Source organism: Streptomyces sp. NPDC028289 (genome assembly GCF_055565975.1).
The window spans coordinates 89,012-104,902 of record NZ_JBVHTI010000006.1 but is presented as its reverse complement, the minus strand read 5'-3'; the positions used below and the strand labels follow the sequence as shown (position 1 = coordinate 104,902).

The following is a 15,891-nucleotide window of genomic DNA, read 5'->3' as shown; positions in this document are numbered from 1 at the left end:
GGCCATGACCGACCAGCCCTACACAGCAGACCCCCCCGAGTTGCGCAGATCCCTCGGCGTCCTCGACGGCATCGCGGTCGCCGCGTCCAGTACGGCGGCCACCACCAGCATCGGCATCGGCCTGGGGGTGACGGCCGGGGTGGTCGGGCTCCATCTGCCGGCCATCATGCTGCTGGCGTTCCTGCCGGTCCTCGGCATCGCGGGCGCCTACTCCCGGCTGAACCGGGTGGAGCCGAACGCGGGCAACGGCTACGTGTGGGTGGGCCGTTCACTCAATCCGTGGCTCGGCTTCCTGGTCGGCTGGGTGAACATCGTGGCGACGGTGGCCTTCCTCGCCTACACCACGGCGGTCACGGGATCCGCGCTGCTGCAACTGGCGGGAGAGGCCGGGGTGCACCGGATCGGCTCGCTCGCCCTCGACCCCGGTTCGACGGCGCAGACCACGGCCCTCGGGATCGTGGTCCTGGTCGCCGTCACCCTCACCGCCGTCACCGGCATCCGCACCGCCGCCCGGCTGCAGACCGGGCTGCTGGTCTTCGAGTACGTGGTCCTGCTCGGGTTCTGCGGCTACGGCATCGTCACCGGGCCGCACCCCTTCAGCCTGAGCTGGTTCGACCCGTTCGCGATCCCGTCGGCCACCGCGCTCGCCCAGGGCCTGCTTCTCTCGGTGTTCTGCTACTGGGGTTTCGAGGCCGCGTTCAGCGTCAACGAGGAGGTCCGCGACCCCCGGGACGCCTCCCGGGCCGGGCTGATCACCCTGGTGACCATGCTGGGACTGTTCCTGCTCGGCTCGGTGGCCTTCCAGCGGGTGCTGTCGGAGCAGGAGCTGGCCGGGCACGGGGCCGAGGGTCTGGCGTTCTTCGGCGACCGGCTGGCCGCGCAGCCGTGGGCCGCGCTGCCGCTGGTGGCGCTGATGTTCTCGGCGGTGGCCTCGCTGCAGGCCGGGGTGATCCCGACGGCGCGGGGCATGTTCGCGATGAGCCGGGACCGTACCCTCGGGCCGGTGTGGTCCAGGGTCAGTGCCCGGTACGGGACCCCGGCGGCCGGCACGCTGCTGATCGGCGCGCTGGCCGCGACGGTCGCCGGGCTCGCCCTGGTGATCCCGCGGCTCGCCGACATGATCATGGCGACGGTGAACGCCGTCGGCATCGTGGTCGCCCTGTCGTACGCGCTCACCGCGCTCGCCGCCGCCGCGCGCTTCCGCTCCCTGCTGCGCGAGGACTGGCGGCAGGGGGTGGCGGCCGTGGTGCTCCCGGCGCTGAGCGCCCTCGCCCTGCTGGGTCTCGGCGGCTACCTCGGCTGGTCCTTCTACACCTCCGCCGACCACTTCGAGGTCAGCGCGGACAACGGGTGGTTCCTGCTGGCCACCCCGCTGGCGATGATCGTCTCCGGGTTCGTCGCGGCCGGCTGGGCGAAGTACGTGCGCCGCTCGCCGTACTTCCGCACCGGCCGGGGCACCGATGCCGACGCACCCCAGCTGCTCACGACCCCCAACTGAGGAACAGGAAACATGCACGCAGATCTGCTCTTCACCGGTGGCCGCGTCCTCACCGACGAGGGCCCCACGGCCACGGCCACTGCCGTCGCCGTCACCGGTGAGCGCATCACCGCCGTCGGCTCCGCCGGGGAGCTGCGGGAGCTCGCCGGGCCGCGCACCGAGGTGGTCGACCTCGCCGGGCGGCTGCTGCTGCCCGGTTTCCAGGACGCGCACGTCCATCCGGTCCCGGCGGGCCTCGAACTGACCCAGTGCGACCTGACCGGGCTGCGGACCGCCGGGGAGACCGTGGCCGCCGTGCGCGCCTACGCCGACGCGCATCCGGAGCGGGCCTGGATCCTGGGCGGCGGCTGGTCCATGGAGGCGTTCGAGGGCGGCACACCGACGAAGGAGCTGCTGGACGCCGTCGTACCGGACCGGCCGGTGTACCTGCCCAACCGGGACCATCACGGGGCGTGGGTCAACAGCCGGGCGCTGGAGCTGGCCGGAATCGGCCGCGACACGCCCGACCCGGCCGACGGGCGGATCGAGCGGGACGCCTCCGGCGTGCCGAGCGGCACGCTCCAGGAGGGCGCGATGCAGCTGGTCGGCCGGCTCGCCCCGCCGGCCGGCCCGGCGGACCGGCTGGCGGCGCTGCTGCACGCGCAGCGCCATCTGCACGCGCTGGGCGTCACGGCCTGGCAGGACGCACTGGTCGGGGAGTTCCTCGGCATGGACAACCCGGCCGAGGCGTACCTCACGGCGGCGCGGGACGGCTCCCTGACCGCGCGGGTGGTCGGGGCGCTGTGGTGGGACCGGGAGCGCGGGGCCGAACAGATCCCCGAACTCGTGGAGAAGCGGGCCGCGTTGAGCCATGGCAGGTTCCGGGCCGGCACGGTGAAGCTGATGCTGGACGGGGTCGCGGAGAACGGCACGGCGGCGCTGCTCGACCCCTACCTGGACAAGTGCGGCTGCGCGACGCGCAACCGGGGCAAGAGTTTCATCGATCCTGGGCAACTCCCGACGTACGTGACCGAGCTGGACGCCCTCGGCTTCCAGTGCCACTTCCACGCGCTCGGCGACCGGGCGGTACGGGACGCCCTGGACGCCGTCGAGGCGGCGCGGGCCGCCAACGGGATGAGCGACACGCGGCCCCACCTGGCACATCTTCAGGTCGTGCACCCCACCGACGTACCGCGGTTCGCCCGGCTGGGCGCCACCGCGAACATCCAGGCGCTGTGGGCCGCGCACGAGCCGCAGATGGACGAGCTGACCATCCCCTTCCTGGGCTCGGAACGGGCCGGACGGCAGTACCCGTTCGGGTCGCTGCTGCGCTCCGGGGCGCGGCTCGCGGGCGGCAGCGACTGGCCGGTGAGCAGTCCCGACCCGCTCCAGGGCATCCATGTGGCGGTGAACCGGGTCGAACCGGGCGGCGACGCGCCGGTGTTCCTGCCGGAGGAACGGCTGGGACTCGCGGCCGCGATCAGGGCGTACACAGCCGGTTCGGCGTACGTGAACCACCTCGACGACACCGGGCGGGTGACGGTCGGCGCGCTCGCGGATCTGGTGGTCCTGGACCGCGACCCGTTCGCCGGCCCCCCGGAGCGCATCGCGGACACACGCGTCGCGCACACATACGTGGGGGGCGCGCGAGTGTACTCAGCTCAGGAGGCGTGAGCAGTAACACACATCACGGCCAGGTCACGCGTAGATCATTTACGCTCTGGGCAGCCTCGTAGCGCTTCACGGCTCAACTTTCGAGCCACGAAGGCCAGTTCGAGTGCACGGGTGGCCGACAGGCCACCCGTTCGCAGGGACGGGGGCTCTGCGCACTGTCGCCCGAAAGGAAACACATGCCTCAGGACGTCACCTCCGACCTGCCCTTCGAGTTCCCCGTCAGTGAGCATCCGGAGTCCGCGCGCCCGTCATCCGCGCCGGATCCGGGACATGGACCTGGTGCGCAGCCTCATCGGCACAGCTGAGGCGGCGCCCCAGGTCCTCGTCCTGTAGCAGGAGCGCTTCGGCGAGGGCGGGCCGTCCACGGATCGCCGGCGGTGTCGAGGATGCATCAGCCGTGGACCAGCGCCCCCTGGGCGACCCGCGCCCCTTTCCCGGCCGTCGACGCGGCAGTGGTACCCCTCGCGGTCGTTCGTCGCGGCATGAGCAGGATCCGGTCGCACGCGTCCGGCTGCCCTGCGAGGCCGTCGCGAATGGGGCCGCCTTACCCGGACACGACCGCCGGCGACCGCAGCCGACCGATTCCGTTGTCATGACCACAACTTGAAGGAGACCGGTGTGAATTCCCGAGGCGCAGGTGCTGTTCCGGAGGCGTCCGCCGACAGCCTGCTCCCGGCGCAGCCAAGCGCCCAGTTCCGGCCCGCGGAGGCGGGGAACACCCTGGCCGACCTCCTCGTGAAACGCATACACGGGAGCACGGATCAGTACCGGACCTTCCAGAACGCCGCTCAGCAGCGACTGGACGCGCTCGGATCCCGCCGCTCCGGCACCACGCTGCATCTGGCGGGAGCCCTCCACCAGGCGCCGCGCGAGTTCCTCCCGCCCGACGAGGAGGGCTACGCCAGGTTGAGGCACCTCGACACCAGGCTGCGCATGATCGAGGCGGCCTTCCCCGAGGTCAGCACCGATGCCGAGGTCTGCCGGCTGACCTGCACGATGCTGGAAGGGGCCTGGCGGAGCCGGGCACTCACCCCGCCGCGCGCGGAGGAGCAGGCGACCGACTGCGCCTGCCCGCTCTGCCGTCACCTGCCCACGCCCCCCGCCCGCACACTCGACCACTACCGCTGGCGGCAGAGCGCGGGCCGCCCCCTCGCCGTCAAGACCTGGCCGTACCGCCGGGAACTCGACAGCGTCCTGACCGGTGGATGGTCCTGGACCCGCCAGATGAACGACCTCGAACGAGACCTCGGCCACCGCCACCGCTTCGAGGACGACATCCTCGTCTTCCACGAGTACAAGCGCGTTATCGACACCATCGACACCACGCGCCTCACCCAGCACGTCCAAGGCCGCCTGGCCGAGAGTTTCAGCACCAACAGCGCACGGGCCCTGGTCTCCGGACTCTTCGCGGCCCACAAGCGGTCCGTCGACGAGTACTGGCTCCAGCAGCACGAGGCGGGCAGCGTCACGCTCCCCCAGACCAACCCGCTCGGCCACAGCTCCTACTCGGCCCTGCAGATGCTGGACTGCCTGTTCTGGCACGTCGCACCCGACACGGAACTCTGGCAGGAGGAGAACCTCGCCTCCCTGCTGCTGTGCCGCGTCATCGACGACATGGCCGACGTCCGGGCCGACGCCCTCACCGGCGAGATCAGCAACTTCTGGCTCGCCGAGATGCCCACCCACACCAAGGCCTTCTACGCTGCCTGCGCGATAGCCCTCGTCAAGTACGGCTGCACGCCCGAGGCGCATCGCCCGATGTGGAACACCTGGCTGCTGACCACCACCATCGTCTGGATGGGGCTCACGGGACGGCACGCCCTGTGGTTCGACGGCATCACCGAGGGTCTCCCCCCGGCCGAGGGATGCCCGCTGTGCGACCTGCAGCCCAACGCGTGCACCGGCATCCTCACCCACGGCACGACCCTCACCATCGCGCCACGGCCCACCGCACCGGCACTGAGCCCCAGGACCGCCGAGCTGTCCGCACGCTGCCGGTCCGAGCACCCCGGGGCATGGCCCCTCTTCGACGCCGAGCTCCATGCCTTCGAGGCTGTGCACGGCCCCTGGTACGGCGACACCGACAGCACCTGGGAGATCCTGCGCCGCACCTACATCGCCGCCGTGGAGGCGTCCAGTGCCGCGCCGTCCCCGGACCTCGCTCGTCAGGTCCAGCAGGACGCCGGTGTGGTGGGATCCGAAAGGTTTCACGCCCTGCACGACCCGCTGACCGGGCGGGAGGACACCACACTGCTCGCCTACATGTTCGGTTGCGCGCACCCGCATTTCCTCTGGAACGCCACGGGCTACCGGCCCACGGGCGTCGCGGGCGACTGGCTCGACGGCTGACGCCCCAACGCGCGTTGCCCGGTCGGGTGACCCGACCGGGCAACGGTGTGTCCGGGCCTACGCTGCGAACTCGACCGGCAGGCTGTCCAGCACGGACATCCATGTGGACGCGGTCGAGGTGAGCTCCTCCGCCGGCACGGCCAGGCGCAGGCCCGGCAGCCGGTGCAACAGGACGTCCACCGCGATCTGGATGATGGACATCCCGATGCTCTGCCCGGGGCACTCGTGCGGGCCCGCGCTGAAAGCCAGGTGCGATTCGTTGCCCTGCACCGAGATGTCCGGGTCGGGCCGGACCTCGGGGTCGAGGTTGCCCGGTGCGAGACCGAGGACGAGCAGGTCGCCCTCCTCGATGCGGTGCCCGCCCAGCTCCACGTCGCTGACGGCGAAGCGCCCCGGCAGGACGGACAGCGGAGGAGAGTTCCACATGACCTCCTCCACCAGCGCGGTGATGGTCACCTGACCGCTGGTCAGGCCGGCGAGCCGCGAGGCGTCCGTGAGGACGAGCTGCAGCACCCGGGCCAGGAGATTGCTGGTGGTGCTGTGCCCGGCCACCAGCACCAGGCGCAGATGGCTCACGACCTCGTCGTGGTCGAGGGCCGCGTGATGCTCCAGCAGACCGGTGGTGAAGTCGGAGCCGGGCTCGGCCCGCTTGCGGTCGACGAGTCCGCCGAGGATCTCCTTGATGATGCCGTCGTGCAGGATCGCGTCCTCGCCGCCCTGGAACAGCCGGGCGCTGGACTCGACGAGCCGGCGCCCCTCCGCCTCGGTGAGGCCCAGGATGCGGGTGAGGATCAGCATCGGCAGGTAGCCGGCGTAGTCCGCGACCAGGTCGGCGCGACCGTCGGCCGCGAACGCGTCGATCTGCTTGTTGGCGAAGTAGGTGGCATGGCGCCGGATACCGCGGCCCACGGCGGCCTGGAGGCCGTCGTTGACGGCACCGCGCAGCCGGCGGTGCGCCTCGCCGTCCTGCGACACGCAGTCGGGGCGCCAGGCGACCATCGGGACCAGCGGATGGTTCTCCGCGACCCGGCCCTCCCGCCAGTCCCGCCAGATCCGCGCGTCCCGGGCGAACTGGCGGGGATTGTCGAGCACCCGCCGGCCGTCCCGGTAGCCCAGCACCAGCCAGGCGTGGATGTCGCCCTCCAGCAGCACCGGCGCGACGGAGCCGTGCTCCTTGCGCAGCCGCTCGTAGATGCCGAACGGGTCGGTCGCCGCCTCGGACCCGTACAGCCGGGTCAGTTCGGCCGAACCGTGCGCGACCGGGCAGCCGCGCGGGACGTCGGGGCTGTCGGCGTTCTGCTCGTTCATCGGGGCTCCAGTGCGACGGCGGAGCGTTCCTTCAAATGACGTATCAGGGCGATCAGTACGTCACGGCTGGAGGCCCGGTCACGGGCGTCACAGGCCACGATCGGGGTGTGCGGGGAGATGTCGAGGGCGTCCCGGATCTCCTCGATGGGGTGTTCCTTGCAGTCCGGGAAGACGTTCAGGGCGATGACGAACGGCACGTTCTGCCGCTCCATCTCCTCGATCGCCCGGAAGCTGGAGGCCAGCCGACGCGTGTCCACCAGGACGATCGCACCGAGCGCACCCTTGAACAGGCCGTTCCACAGGAACCAGAACCGTTCCTGTCCGGGGGTGCCGAACAGGTACAGCATCAGGTTCTCGTTGATGCTGATCTTGCCGAAGTCGAGGCTGACCGTGGTCTCGGCCTTGTCGGCGACGCCGATGAGGTTGTCGACGCCGACGGTGGCCTGGGTGAGTGTCTCCTCGGTGGTGAGCGGCTTGATGTCGCTGACGGAGCGGACCATGGTGGTCTTCCCGGTGCCGAACCCCCCGGCGATCATCACCTTGACCGAGCGGGTCCCCCCGGCACCGGGGTCGCCGGGATGGTCAAAGCCTTTCAAGTCCACTGAGTACCTCCTGGAGGAGCGCGAGGTCAGGCCCGCGTCCGGCGTGGTGCGCCGGAATGGGATCACGGGCTTCAATACGGCCTGCGTCCAGCAGATCCGCCAACAGCACCGCGAGAATGTTGAAGGGCAATCCGAGATGGGCGGTGAGTTCGGCCACCGACAGCGGATCACGGCAGCGCCGGACTATCTCCTCGTACTCGTGCTGCATCCCCGGGACGGGGGCGGTGCGGGAGACGACGAGGGTGGCCACGTCGAGGCTCGACGCCGACCCGCCCGGTCCGCTGCGTCCCCCGGTGAGGACGTAATAACGTTCGAGACCGGACGGATCCGACGGTCGGCGGGGAGCACTCATCCAGAGTGCTCCTCCAGGCGCGGAGAGGTGCCGAGCAGCTCGCCCATCCGCCGGGAAAGATCCCTCATCTGATGGCCGAGCAGCCCCTGGTCGAGTCCTTCGCGGGCGAGGACCCCGAGATACGTCTCCACACCGGCCCGTACGACGAAGAGGTGACCGCCGTCGACCTCGATCATCGCCAGTCGCAGCTGCCCCGCGTACTTGGGGAACTGCTCGGCGACCGGCTGGGCCAGGGCCTGGAGCCCTGCCACCACGGCCGCGAAGCGGTCCACGTCGTCGGGGTCCTCGGCACCAAAGGAGGTGATGGCCTTGCCGTCGCTGGAGGCCACGAGGGCGAAACGGATCTCCGGGATGCTCTCCACCAGATCACGGAGCGCCCAGCTCACGTCGGTTCCCTGTTGCGTCATGTGGACTAGTCGCTCTCTTCAGTGCGGTGCTCGGCGGACTCGCGTCCGGCGGCGGCGTCATCGGCGCCGGCCGGGCTCGCGGGTGCCGGGTCGTCTTCGTCTCCGGTCAACTCGGCCTCGCTGTCTGCGGCTTCGTCCGCCGCGGGCGCGCGGCCCGCGGTGGCGAAGGCGGCCAGGCCCGCGAAGGACTCCTCGGGCGGCACCGCGGGGAACGCGGTGCCCTCCGTGCGCGGGGCGCGCACCTCGGGCTGCTCCTCGTCGCGGCGCCGGCTGCGCCGCCGGGGCAGTCCGCCCGGGGTGGTGTCCAGGGCCTCGCCGGACTCCGGCTGAGTGACGGTTTCGACGGCGACCGGGCCGTGCGCCTGCACCGGGGACGCGGCGGCGGGGGCGGCCGTCGCGGGGGCCGGGGCGGCGGGGGCCGCGGGCAGCGGGCTGAAGAACTTGTGCGGGACCACGACGACCACCGAGGTGCCGAGCCAGGGCGAGTCCGCGAAGGTGACCCGGATGCCGTAGCGGCGGGCGAGGATGCCGACCACCCGCAGGCCGATGTTGGCGTCCTCGGAGATGCCCCCGATACCGGGTCCGGCGTCGGTGCCCGCCAGGGAGTGCTCGGCCTCGCGCTTCTTCTCCTCGCTCAGGCCCTTGCCGGAGTCCTGGATCTCGATGCCGACGCCGTTCGGCACCTCCTTGCCGGAGACGACGACCGGCTCGGTGGGCGGCGAGTAGCGGGCCGCGTTGTCGAGCAGGTGGGAGAAGATCAGGGTGAGGTGGTCCACCAGACCGCCGTCGACGCCGAGTTCGGGCAGATGCCGGACCTCGACGCGGTGGAAGTCCTTGATCCGGCCGATGCCGCCTCGCACCACGCTGAGCAGGCGCTGGGGCTCCTGCCACTGGCGGCCGGGGCGGTCCGAGCCGCCCAGCACGCCGATACTGGCGGCGAGCGAGTCGGCTGGGCCGAGTTCCTGGTCGAGCTCCATCAGACCGCGGGCCACGGCGGGCAGCCGGCCGTGCTCGCCCTGCATCTCGTGCAGCCGGCCGCGCAGCTTGCTGGTCAGGACATGGATGCGGTTGCCGATGCTGATCACGGCCTGCTCGGCGGAGGTGGAGCGGTTGAACTCCTCCTCCACACCGATCAGCGAGGTCCGCAGGATGCGACGCAGATCGGCCTGGACGTCCTTGTCGACCTTGGCGCACTGCTCGGTGACGGGCAGCAGGTCGTCGATGGCCTCGCCGTCACGCAGCCGCTTCAGCGCCTCGGGCAGCTGCTCGCCGGCGAGCCGGGAGATCGCGGCCCGCTGGTGCGTGACCTGGTCCTGCCAGACCTCGGCCTGGTCGGCGAGCTGTGCGTCGGAGGACTTCAGCTGGTCGGCGAGCCGCTCCTCGTACGCCCGGGCCTGCTCGGCCAGTTGGGCGTCGTAGTGGGCGGTCCGGTCGGCAAGCCGGGCCTCGAAGGCGGCCGTCTGCTCCGCCGCCTGGGCGTCGAACGCGGCCGCCTGCTCGTCGAGCCGGCCCTCCAGGGTGGCGCGCTCGGCGGAGAACTTGCGCTCCAGGCCCGAGACATGCTGCTGCCACTGCTGGGAGTGCTCGGCCTGCGAGCTGCGGAACGACCCTTCGGCGCTGCGCAGTTGGCGCTGCGTGCGGATCAGCAGGCGCACGCACACCGAGCTCGCGGCGGTGGCCGCGGCGCCGGCGACGGCCGCCGTTATTCGCTCCGAGCTCATGAACGTGGCGGCGACCGTCCCTCCCCCTAAGGCCAGCGGCATCAGCCACCAGCTGTACCAGGCGACAGGGGCCCGCGCCGCCGGCGGCGGAGAGGCGAGTTCCATCTGCATCCCTCGAAGCAACACGATCGAACAACAGCGAACAGGGGCGGTGTGCGAAGACCGCACTCACGAGTACGCACGGCGGGACGGACCCACCCTGGGGTACGTCAACTCGCTGTGACGGAAGGGAGCTTATCGGGTTTGAACCCCAAAGGATCAACCTCGGCGAGCAGAGGAAGTGAGGGTTCCGTCACGCTCCGCCAGTTGGCGGCAAATCAACAAATACCCATTCCGGTCCACGACTTCAGGACATGCACCCCCAAACCCCGAGCCTTCAGGCCCCTTGGCATCCTGGACACCTGTCCAGCTATAGTGGACACCTGTTCAAGAGATGGGGAGGGTCCGTCGATCATGGAAATCCTGGCGAACGTGCTGGTCGGGCTGGTCGCCGCGCTGCACGCGTACATCCTGGTGCTGGAGATGTTCCTGTGGCAGAAGAGCCCCGGGATGCGCTTCCACGGCTTCGATGCGGACCTGGCCCGGCGGACCGCGCCGCTCGCCGCCAACCAGGGCCTCTACAACGGGTTCCTGGCGGCCGGCCTGGTGTGGGGACTGGTGGCCGCCGACCCGACCGGCTTCCGGGCCCAGGTGTTCTTCCTGTCGTGCGTGGTGGTGGCGGGGGTGTACGGCGCGGTCACCGCCAACCGGCGGATCCTGTTCGCGCAGGCGCTGCCCGGCGCGCTCGCCCTGGCCGCCGTCCTCGCCGCCCGATGACCGGCCGACCGGCCGTGGCGGACCCGCGGGCCGCCCGCACCCGGGCTCGGCTGCGGGCGGCCCTCCTGGAGGAGTGCGCCGAACGACCGCTCGCCGAGGCCGCCGTGGCCGCGGTGGCGCGCCGGGCCGGGGTGGGCCGGGCCACGTTCTACGTCCACTACGACGGCCTGGAGGCACTGGCGGTCGACGCCTGTGCGGACGTCGTACGGGAAGCCGTCGACGCGCTGCACGCCTGGCGCGGCCGGCCGGACCCGGTGCACGCACCGCCGGCGCTGCGGGAGTTCTTCGCCGGGCTGGTCCCGCACGCCGCGCTGTACCGGGAGCTGCTCGCGCCCGGCGGTGGGGGTCCGCTGGGCCGGGTCCTGCACCGCGACCTGCGGGCGCGCAGCCTGGCCGAGCGGGAGCTGGTGGGCGCGGCGGACGCCCCGCTGGTGGCGTCGGCGGTGGCCGCCACCTTCGCCGGGGTGCTGGCCGACTGGCTGCACGGCCTGCTGGACGCGGGCGCCGACGACGTGGCGGACCAGGTCTGGCAGTTGCTGGTCGCCCTGCACATGAGCCGCTGAGCGGTCAGTCGCAGGCGAAACCGCGCCGCTCCTTCGGCCAGGCCTCCACGCCGTGCGGAGTGCGGACGTACGCCGTGCCGCCGTCGTCCGTCAGCCAGAGCCGCCAGGCACGGAAGCGGTATCCGGTGTCGTGCGCGTCGGCGGGCATCGTGGTGGCACCGTCGTAACGCCCGGCGAGTACGGAGTCGTGGGCGAACACGCCGTGGGGATCGCGGACGTAGGTCCTGCCGCCGACCGTCAGGAAGTGCGCGGACTGCCAGCCGCAGTGCCCGTCGCCGGCGGAGCTGGTGATCTTCGAGACCGGTACCCGGCGGCCGTGGGCGTCGGTCCAGATCTCGGGCCATTCCGGGCCCGACGTCACGCTCGCCGGGAGTTCCGAGGGATCGCAGGAGGCGTTGGTCTCCGGCCCCCAACCGGGCCTGTCCTGCTGGTCCCTGGCGACCACGACGGCCACCTTCGTGCGCCCGCCGACGTCGTAGGAGTACAGCACCCGGTCCGCGTCCCGCCGCTCCACGCGGTAGCCGTCGCGCGGCACCTCCGGGTCGAACATGTCGAAGAAGAGCCGCAGACCGTCCTCGGGCGAGTCGCCGCCGTCACTGTCGCTCCAGCCGTCGGGCCCGGTGCCCCAGTAGATCTCCCCGTCGCACTCCAGCGCGCGGCCGGCCGCGCCGGAGGCGGTGCGCATGGCCTGTGCGGTGGTCGCGTCGACCTCCTTCGTGGGGATGTCCAGCGGCCCGCGGTACGGCGTCGCCGGCGGCGTCCCCTCGACCACGACGTCCGGCCCGCTCGCGCCGTCGCAGCCCATCGCCGCGGCCGCCACCAGTACCGTCGCCGCCGCCAGACCTCTGCGCATGCCCACCCCTGCCGCTCGCCACCGTTGCCGTCCTTCGACGCCGGGGCGGGCCGGAACGTTCACACTCGCCGGGCGCGTGCGGGGCTGGCACGATTCCATCGAAGGTTGGCCATCGTGCCATTTCCTCGCCGGGCGCGTCCCGGCAGGCTGGGTGACCATGAGCGATGTGAACACGATGCGTGTGGTCAGCCAGGACGTCCTCGGCGGTCCCGAGGTGCTGAAGGTGATCGAGGTGGCCCGGCCGAAGCCGCGCCCCAACGAGGTACTGGTCCGGGTACGGGCCGCCGGGCTGAACCCGACCGACTGGAAGCACCGGGAGACCGGCGGCTTCCTGGGCGAGCCGCCCTTCGTCCTCGGCTGGGACGTCTCCGGCACCGTCGAGGAGACCGGGATCGGCGTCGCCGCCTTCGGGCCCGGTGACGAGGTCTTCGGCATGGTGCCCTACCCGTTCGGCCACGGTACGCACGCCGAGTACGTGATCGCCCCCGCCCGCGCCCTGGTGCCGAAGCCGGCCGGGATCGACCACGTGCAGGCGGGCGCACTGCCGCTGGTGTCGCTGACCGCCTGGCAGGCCCTGGTGGAGAACGCCGGCGTGGAGCCGGGACAGCGGGTGCTGATCCACGCGGCGGCCGGCGGGGTCGGGCATGTGGCGGTGCAGATCGCCAAGGCGCGCGGCGCGTACGTGATCGGCACGGCGAGCGCCGGCAAGCACGACTTCCTGCGCGAGATCGGCGTGGACGAGCCGATGGACTACCGGTCCGTGGACGTGACGCAGGCGGTACGGGACGTGGACGTCGTCCTGGACACGGTCGGCGGTGACACCTCGACGGCCTCGCTGCGGACACTGCGGCCCGGCGGGACCCTGGTGTCGATCCTGCCGGTGGGCACCCCTCAGCTGTACGAGGAGGCCGAGCGGCTGGGCGTGCGGGCGGTGCGGATGCTGGTGGACGCGGACCGGGCGGGGATGCAGGCGGTCGCGGAGCTGGTGGAGGCGGGGAAGCTGCGCGCGACCGTCGCGGGGACCTTCCCGCTGGCCGATGCCGCCAAGGCGCACGAGCTGGGCGGCACCGGCCGGACCACCGGGAAGCTGGTCCTGGTCGTGGACTGACCGCGGGTCAGAAGGTGAGCACGGGCTTGATCGCCTTGCCCGTGCTCATGTCCCGCACCGCCCGGTCGATCTCGGCGAACGGGTAGGTGCTGATCAGCCGGTGCAGCGGCAGCCGCCCCTCGCGGACCAGCCGGACCAGGGCCGGGATGAAGGCCTGGGTCTCGCTGTCGCCGAGGGTGAGGCCGACGATCCGTTTACCTGAGAGCAACCCGTTGACGTCCAGGGGGACTTCGGTGCCGAAGGGCGGGGCGCCGACCACGACCAGGGTGCCGCGGGCGGCCAGCGCGTCGACGCCCTGGCGGAGGACGCCGACGTTGCCGGTCGTCTCCACGATCCCGTCGGCGCCCGCTCCGCCGGTGATGCGCCGCAGGGCCTCGGGCACGTCCTCCCGGGTCGCGTCGACGGTGTGGGTGGCGCCCACCTCCCGTGCCAGCTCGAGGCGTTCGGCCACCCGGTCGACGGCGACGATCGTGGTGGCGGGGGTGAGCGCGGCGGCCATGACGGCCGACAGGCCGACCGCTCCGGCGCCGAGGACGACGACCGTGCTGCCGGTGGCCGGTTCCAGGACGTTCCACACGGCGCCGACCCCGGTCTGCACCCCGCAGCCGAGCGGGGCGATCGACTCCAGCGGGACGTCCGGGTCGACCTTGACGAGGCTGCGCTCGTCCACCAACGCCCGTTCGGCGAACGAGGACTGGCCGAAGAAGTGGCCGCCGAGCGGCTCGCCGTCCCGGCTGACGGTGGCGGTGCCGTCGGCGCGCCGGCCGCCGATCAGGTTGAGCGGCAGCCAGGTGGTGCAGTAGGCGGGGTGGCCGCCGTGGCAGTTGCGGCAGCCACCGCAGGAGGTGAAGGACAGCACGACGTGGTCGCCGGGGGCCACGCCGGTGACGGCGGAGCCCACGGCCTCGACGACGCCGGCGCCCTCGTGGCCAAGAACCCCGGGCAGCGGGAAGGGAAGTCCGCCGCTCGCCACGCTGAGGTCGGTGTGACACAGACCGGTGGCGACCATGCGGACGAGCGCCTCGTACGGCCCCGGCGCGTCGAGCTGGACGTCGCCGAGGGTGAAGGGGGCGCCGCCGGACTCGACCACGGCGGCTCGGGTGGTGAGGGACATCGTGGGAACTCCTGGTCTGCGGGGCTCAGTCGAGCGAGACGACGACGGACTTGACCTTGGTGTACGCGGCGAGCGCCTCGGGGCCGTACTCGCGGCCGAATCCGGAGGCCTTGACGCCGCCGAAGGGGACGGCGGGGTCGAGCATCGCCCAGTCGTTGACCCAGACGATCCCGGCCTGGAGGCGGGCTGCGACGCGGTGCGCGCGGGCCAGGCTGCCGGTCTGGATGCCCGAGGCGAGGCCGTACGGGGTGGAGTTGGCGAGCGCGACGGCCTCGTCCTCGGAGTCGAAGGGCTGCACGGTGAGGACCGGGCCGAAGATCTCGTCCTGGATCACCCGGGAGTCGTTCGGCAGGTCGGCGAGGACGGTCGGCCGGTAGTAGTAGCCGCCGTTCAGGTCGAGGCGTTCGCCGCCGCAGACGATGCGGCCGCCCTCCTTGCGGGCGAGGTCGACGTACTCCTCGACCTTGCGCAGGTGCTTCTCCCCCGCCATCGGCCCGACCACGACGGCCGGGTCGCGCGGGTCGCCGACCGGGACGCCGGGGACGGCCTCGGCGAGGATGCCGAGCAGGGTGGCGTAGACGGGGCGGGCGACCAGGAGGCGGGGGCCGCCCATGCAGAACTGGCCGGTGTTGAAGACGAAGGCCTTGATGACCGCGCCGACGGCCTTCTCCAGGTCGGCGTCCTCGAAGACCAGGTGGGCGGCGTTGCCGCCGAGTTCCATGGTGACGGGCTTGAGCGCCTCCCCGGCCGCGCTCGCGACGTGCCGGCCGACGGCGGTGGAGCCGGTGAAGGCGACCTTGTCGACGCCCGGGTGGCGCAGCAGGGCCTCGCCCGCGACCGGTCCGGCGCCGGTGACGACGTTCACCACCCCGTCGGGGACGCCCGCCTCCTTGAACAGGCGGGCCATGTACAGGGCGCTGAGCGGGGTCTCGTCGGCGGGCTTGTGGACGACCGTGTTGCCGGCGGCGAGGGCCGGGCCGAGCTTCGAACCGGCGAGGATGAGAGGGAAGTTGAAGGGGGTGATGGCGGCGACCACGCCGATCGCCTCGCGCCGGGTATAGGCGAGGGCGTTCATCGGTACGTCGCGGACGGCGCCGTCCAGCGAGTGGGCGAGGGCCGCGACGTGCTCGTAGTCGTTGGCCGCGTTGGTGACGTCGACGGCCCGGGCGAGAGTGATGGGCTTGCCGACGTCCAGGCTCTCCAGGGCGGCTATCTCCTCGGCGTTCTCCCGGATCAGCTCGGCGACGCGGTGCAGCACGCGGCCGCGCTCCCGGCCGCTGAGTCCCGCCCACTCCCCCGCGTCGAAGGTCTCGCGGGCGGCGCGGACGGCGGCGTCGACGTCGGCGGCGCCGGCCTCCGCGACGGTGGTGATCACCTGGCCGGTGGCCGGGTCGGTCACCTCCGTCCGGGCCCCGTCGGCGGCCTCCCGCCACTGTCCGCCGATGAACAGCTGCCCCGGTCCGGTCTCGAAGGTGGTCGTCATTGCCCACTCCCAGCGTCGATCGCTAAGCCTTCAACAAACAGGATTCCTGTTGGTCCGCAGTCTC

14 protein-coding genes are annotated in these 15,891 nt (G+C 72.1%); 6 read left to right on the top strand and 8 right to left on the bottom strand.

Going from position 1 to position 15,891, the window contains the following annotated elements:
- The first annotated feature begins 4 nt into the window (after positions 1–4).
- The 3 genes from ACZ4UV_RS29730 (at position 5) to ACZ4UV_RS29720 (ending at position 5,500) form a co-directional block, all read left to right on the top strand.
- Positions 5–1,498: an APC family permease gene (locus ACZ4UV_RS29730; RefSeq protein WP_451018674.1), complete on the top strand. Its 1,494-nt coding sequence runs from the start codon at positions 5–7 to the stop codon at positions 1,496–1,498.
- A 12-nt stretch (positions 1,499–1,510) separates the two neighbouring features.
- The gene (locus ACZ4UV_RS29725) at positions 1,511–3,151 is read left to right on the top strand and encodes an amidohydrolase (RefSeq protein ID WP_467841983.1); all 1,641 of its coding nucleotides are present in this window, start codon (positions 1,511–1,513) and stop codon (positions 3,149–3,151) included.
- 618 nt (positions 3,152–3,769) lie between these two features.
- Positions 3,770–5,500: a hypothetical protein gene (locus tag ACZ4UV_RS29720; protein WP_451023021.1), complete on the top strand. Its 1,731-nt coding sequence runs from the start codon at positions 3,770–3,772 to the stop codon at positions 5,498–5,500.
- A gap of 57 nt (positions 5,501–5,557) precedes the next feature.
- On the opposite strand, the gene ACZ4UV_RS29715 is transcribed toward ACZ4UV_RS29720, so the two are convergent.
- The 5 genes from ACZ4UV_RS29715 to ACZ4UV_RS29695 are packed head-to-tail and all read right to left on the bottom strand — an operon-like array spanning position 5,558 to position 9,995.
- Positions 5,558–6,808 (bottom strand): cytochrome P450, encoded by a 1,251-nt coding sequence (locus tag ACZ4UV_RS29715; RefSeq protein WP_390036202.1) that lies wholly within the window; start codon positions 6,806–6,808, stop codon positions 5,558–5,560.
- Entirely contained in the window at positions 6,805–7,410 is a 606-nt protein-coding gene (locus tag ACZ4UV_RS29710) for a GTP-binding protein (RefSeq protein WP_351486576.1), read from the bottom strand. The genes ACZ4UV_RS29715 and ACZ4UV_RS29710 overlap by 4 nt, the downstream gene beginning before the upstream one ends.
- Complete coding sequence (locus ACZ4UV_RS29705; RefSeq protein ID WP_089103419.1) at positions 7,391–7,762, bottom strand: DUF742 domain-containing protein; 372 nt, start codon at positions 7,760–7,762, stop codon at positions 7,391–7,393. The genes ACZ4UV_RS29710 and ACZ4UV_RS29705 overlap by 20 nt, the downstream gene beginning before the upstream one ends.
- Positions 7,759–8,169 (bottom strand): roadblock/LC7 domain-containing protein, encoded by a 411-nt coding sequence (locus tag ACZ4UV_RS29700; RefSeq protein ID WP_046733906.1) that lies wholly within the window; start codon positions 8,167–8,169, stop codon positions 7,759–7,761. The genes ACZ4UV_RS29705 and ACZ4UV_RS29700 overlap by 4 nt, the downstream gene beginning before the upstream one ends.
- Positions 8,170–8,174: 5 nt before the next feature.
- The gene (locus ACZ4UV_RS29695; RefSeq protein ID WP_451019578.1) at positions 8,175–9,995 is read right to left on the bottom strand and encodes a sensor histidine kinase; all 1,821 of its coding nucleotides are present in this window, start codon (positions 9,993–9,995) and stop codon (positions 8,175–8,177) included.
- A 348-nt stretch (positions 9,996–10,343) separates the two neighbouring features.
- On the opposite strand from ACZ4UV_RS29695, the gene ACZ4UV_RS29690 reads away from it, so the two are divergent.
- Positions 10,344–10,706: a DUF1304 domain-containing protein gene (locus ACZ4UV_RS29690; RefSeq protein WP_451019577.1), complete on the top strand. Its 363-nt coding sequence runs from the start codon at positions 10,344–10,346 to the stop codon at positions 10,704–10,706.
- Positions 10,703–11,269 carry a TetR family transcriptional regulator gene (locus ACZ4UV_RS29685; protein WP_351486579.1) on the top strand — a complete coding sequence of 189 codons (567 nt, stop codon included), beginning with the start codon at positions 10,703–10,705 and terminating at the stop codon, positions 11,267–11,269. Before ACZ4UV_RS29690 ends, ACZ4UV_RS29685 begins: the two co-directional genes overlap by 4 nt.
- Positions 11,270–11,273: 4 nt before the next feature.
- On the opposite strand, the gene ACZ4UV_RS29680 is transcribed toward ACZ4UV_RS29685, so the two are convergent.
- On the bottom strand, positions 11,274–12,122 hold the full coding sequence (locus tag ACZ4UV_RS29680; protein WP_451019576.1) for a hypothetical protein: 849 nt from the start codon (positions 12,120–12,122) through the stop codon (positions 11,274–11,276).
- A gap of 157 nt (positions 12,123–12,279) precedes the next feature.
- On the opposite strand from ACZ4UV_RS29680, the gene ACZ4UV_RS29675 reads away from it, so the two are divergent.
- A complete protein-coding gene (locus ACZ4UV_RS29675; protein ID WP_467841975.1) occupies positions 12,280–13,230 on the top strand; it encodes an NADP-dependent oxidoreductase in 951 nt (316 codons plus the stop codon).
- A 7-nt stretch (positions 13,231–13,237) separates the two neighbouring features.
- Here the strand turns inward: ACZ4UV_RS29675 and ACZ4UV_RS29670 are convergent, their stop codons facing one another.
- Both ACZ4UV_RS29670 and ACZ4UV_RS29665 read right to left on the bottom strand, forming a co-directional pair.
- Positions 13,238–14,344, bottom strand: a complete 1,107-nt coding sequence (locus ACZ4UV_RS29670) for an NAD(P)-dependent alcohol dehydrogenase (protein WP_451019574.1) — start codon at positions 14,342–14,344, stop codon at positions 13,238–13,240.
- A gap of 25 nt (positions 14,345–14,369) precedes the next feature.
- Positions 14,370–15,827 carry an aldehyde dehydrogenase family protein gene (locus ACZ4UV_RS29665; protein WP_451019573.1) on the bottom strand — a complete coding sequence of 486 codons (1,458 nt, stop codon included), beginning with the start codon at positions 15,825–15,827 and terminating at the stop codon, positions 14,370–14,372.
- Positions 15,828–15,891: the final 64 nt, after the last annotated feature.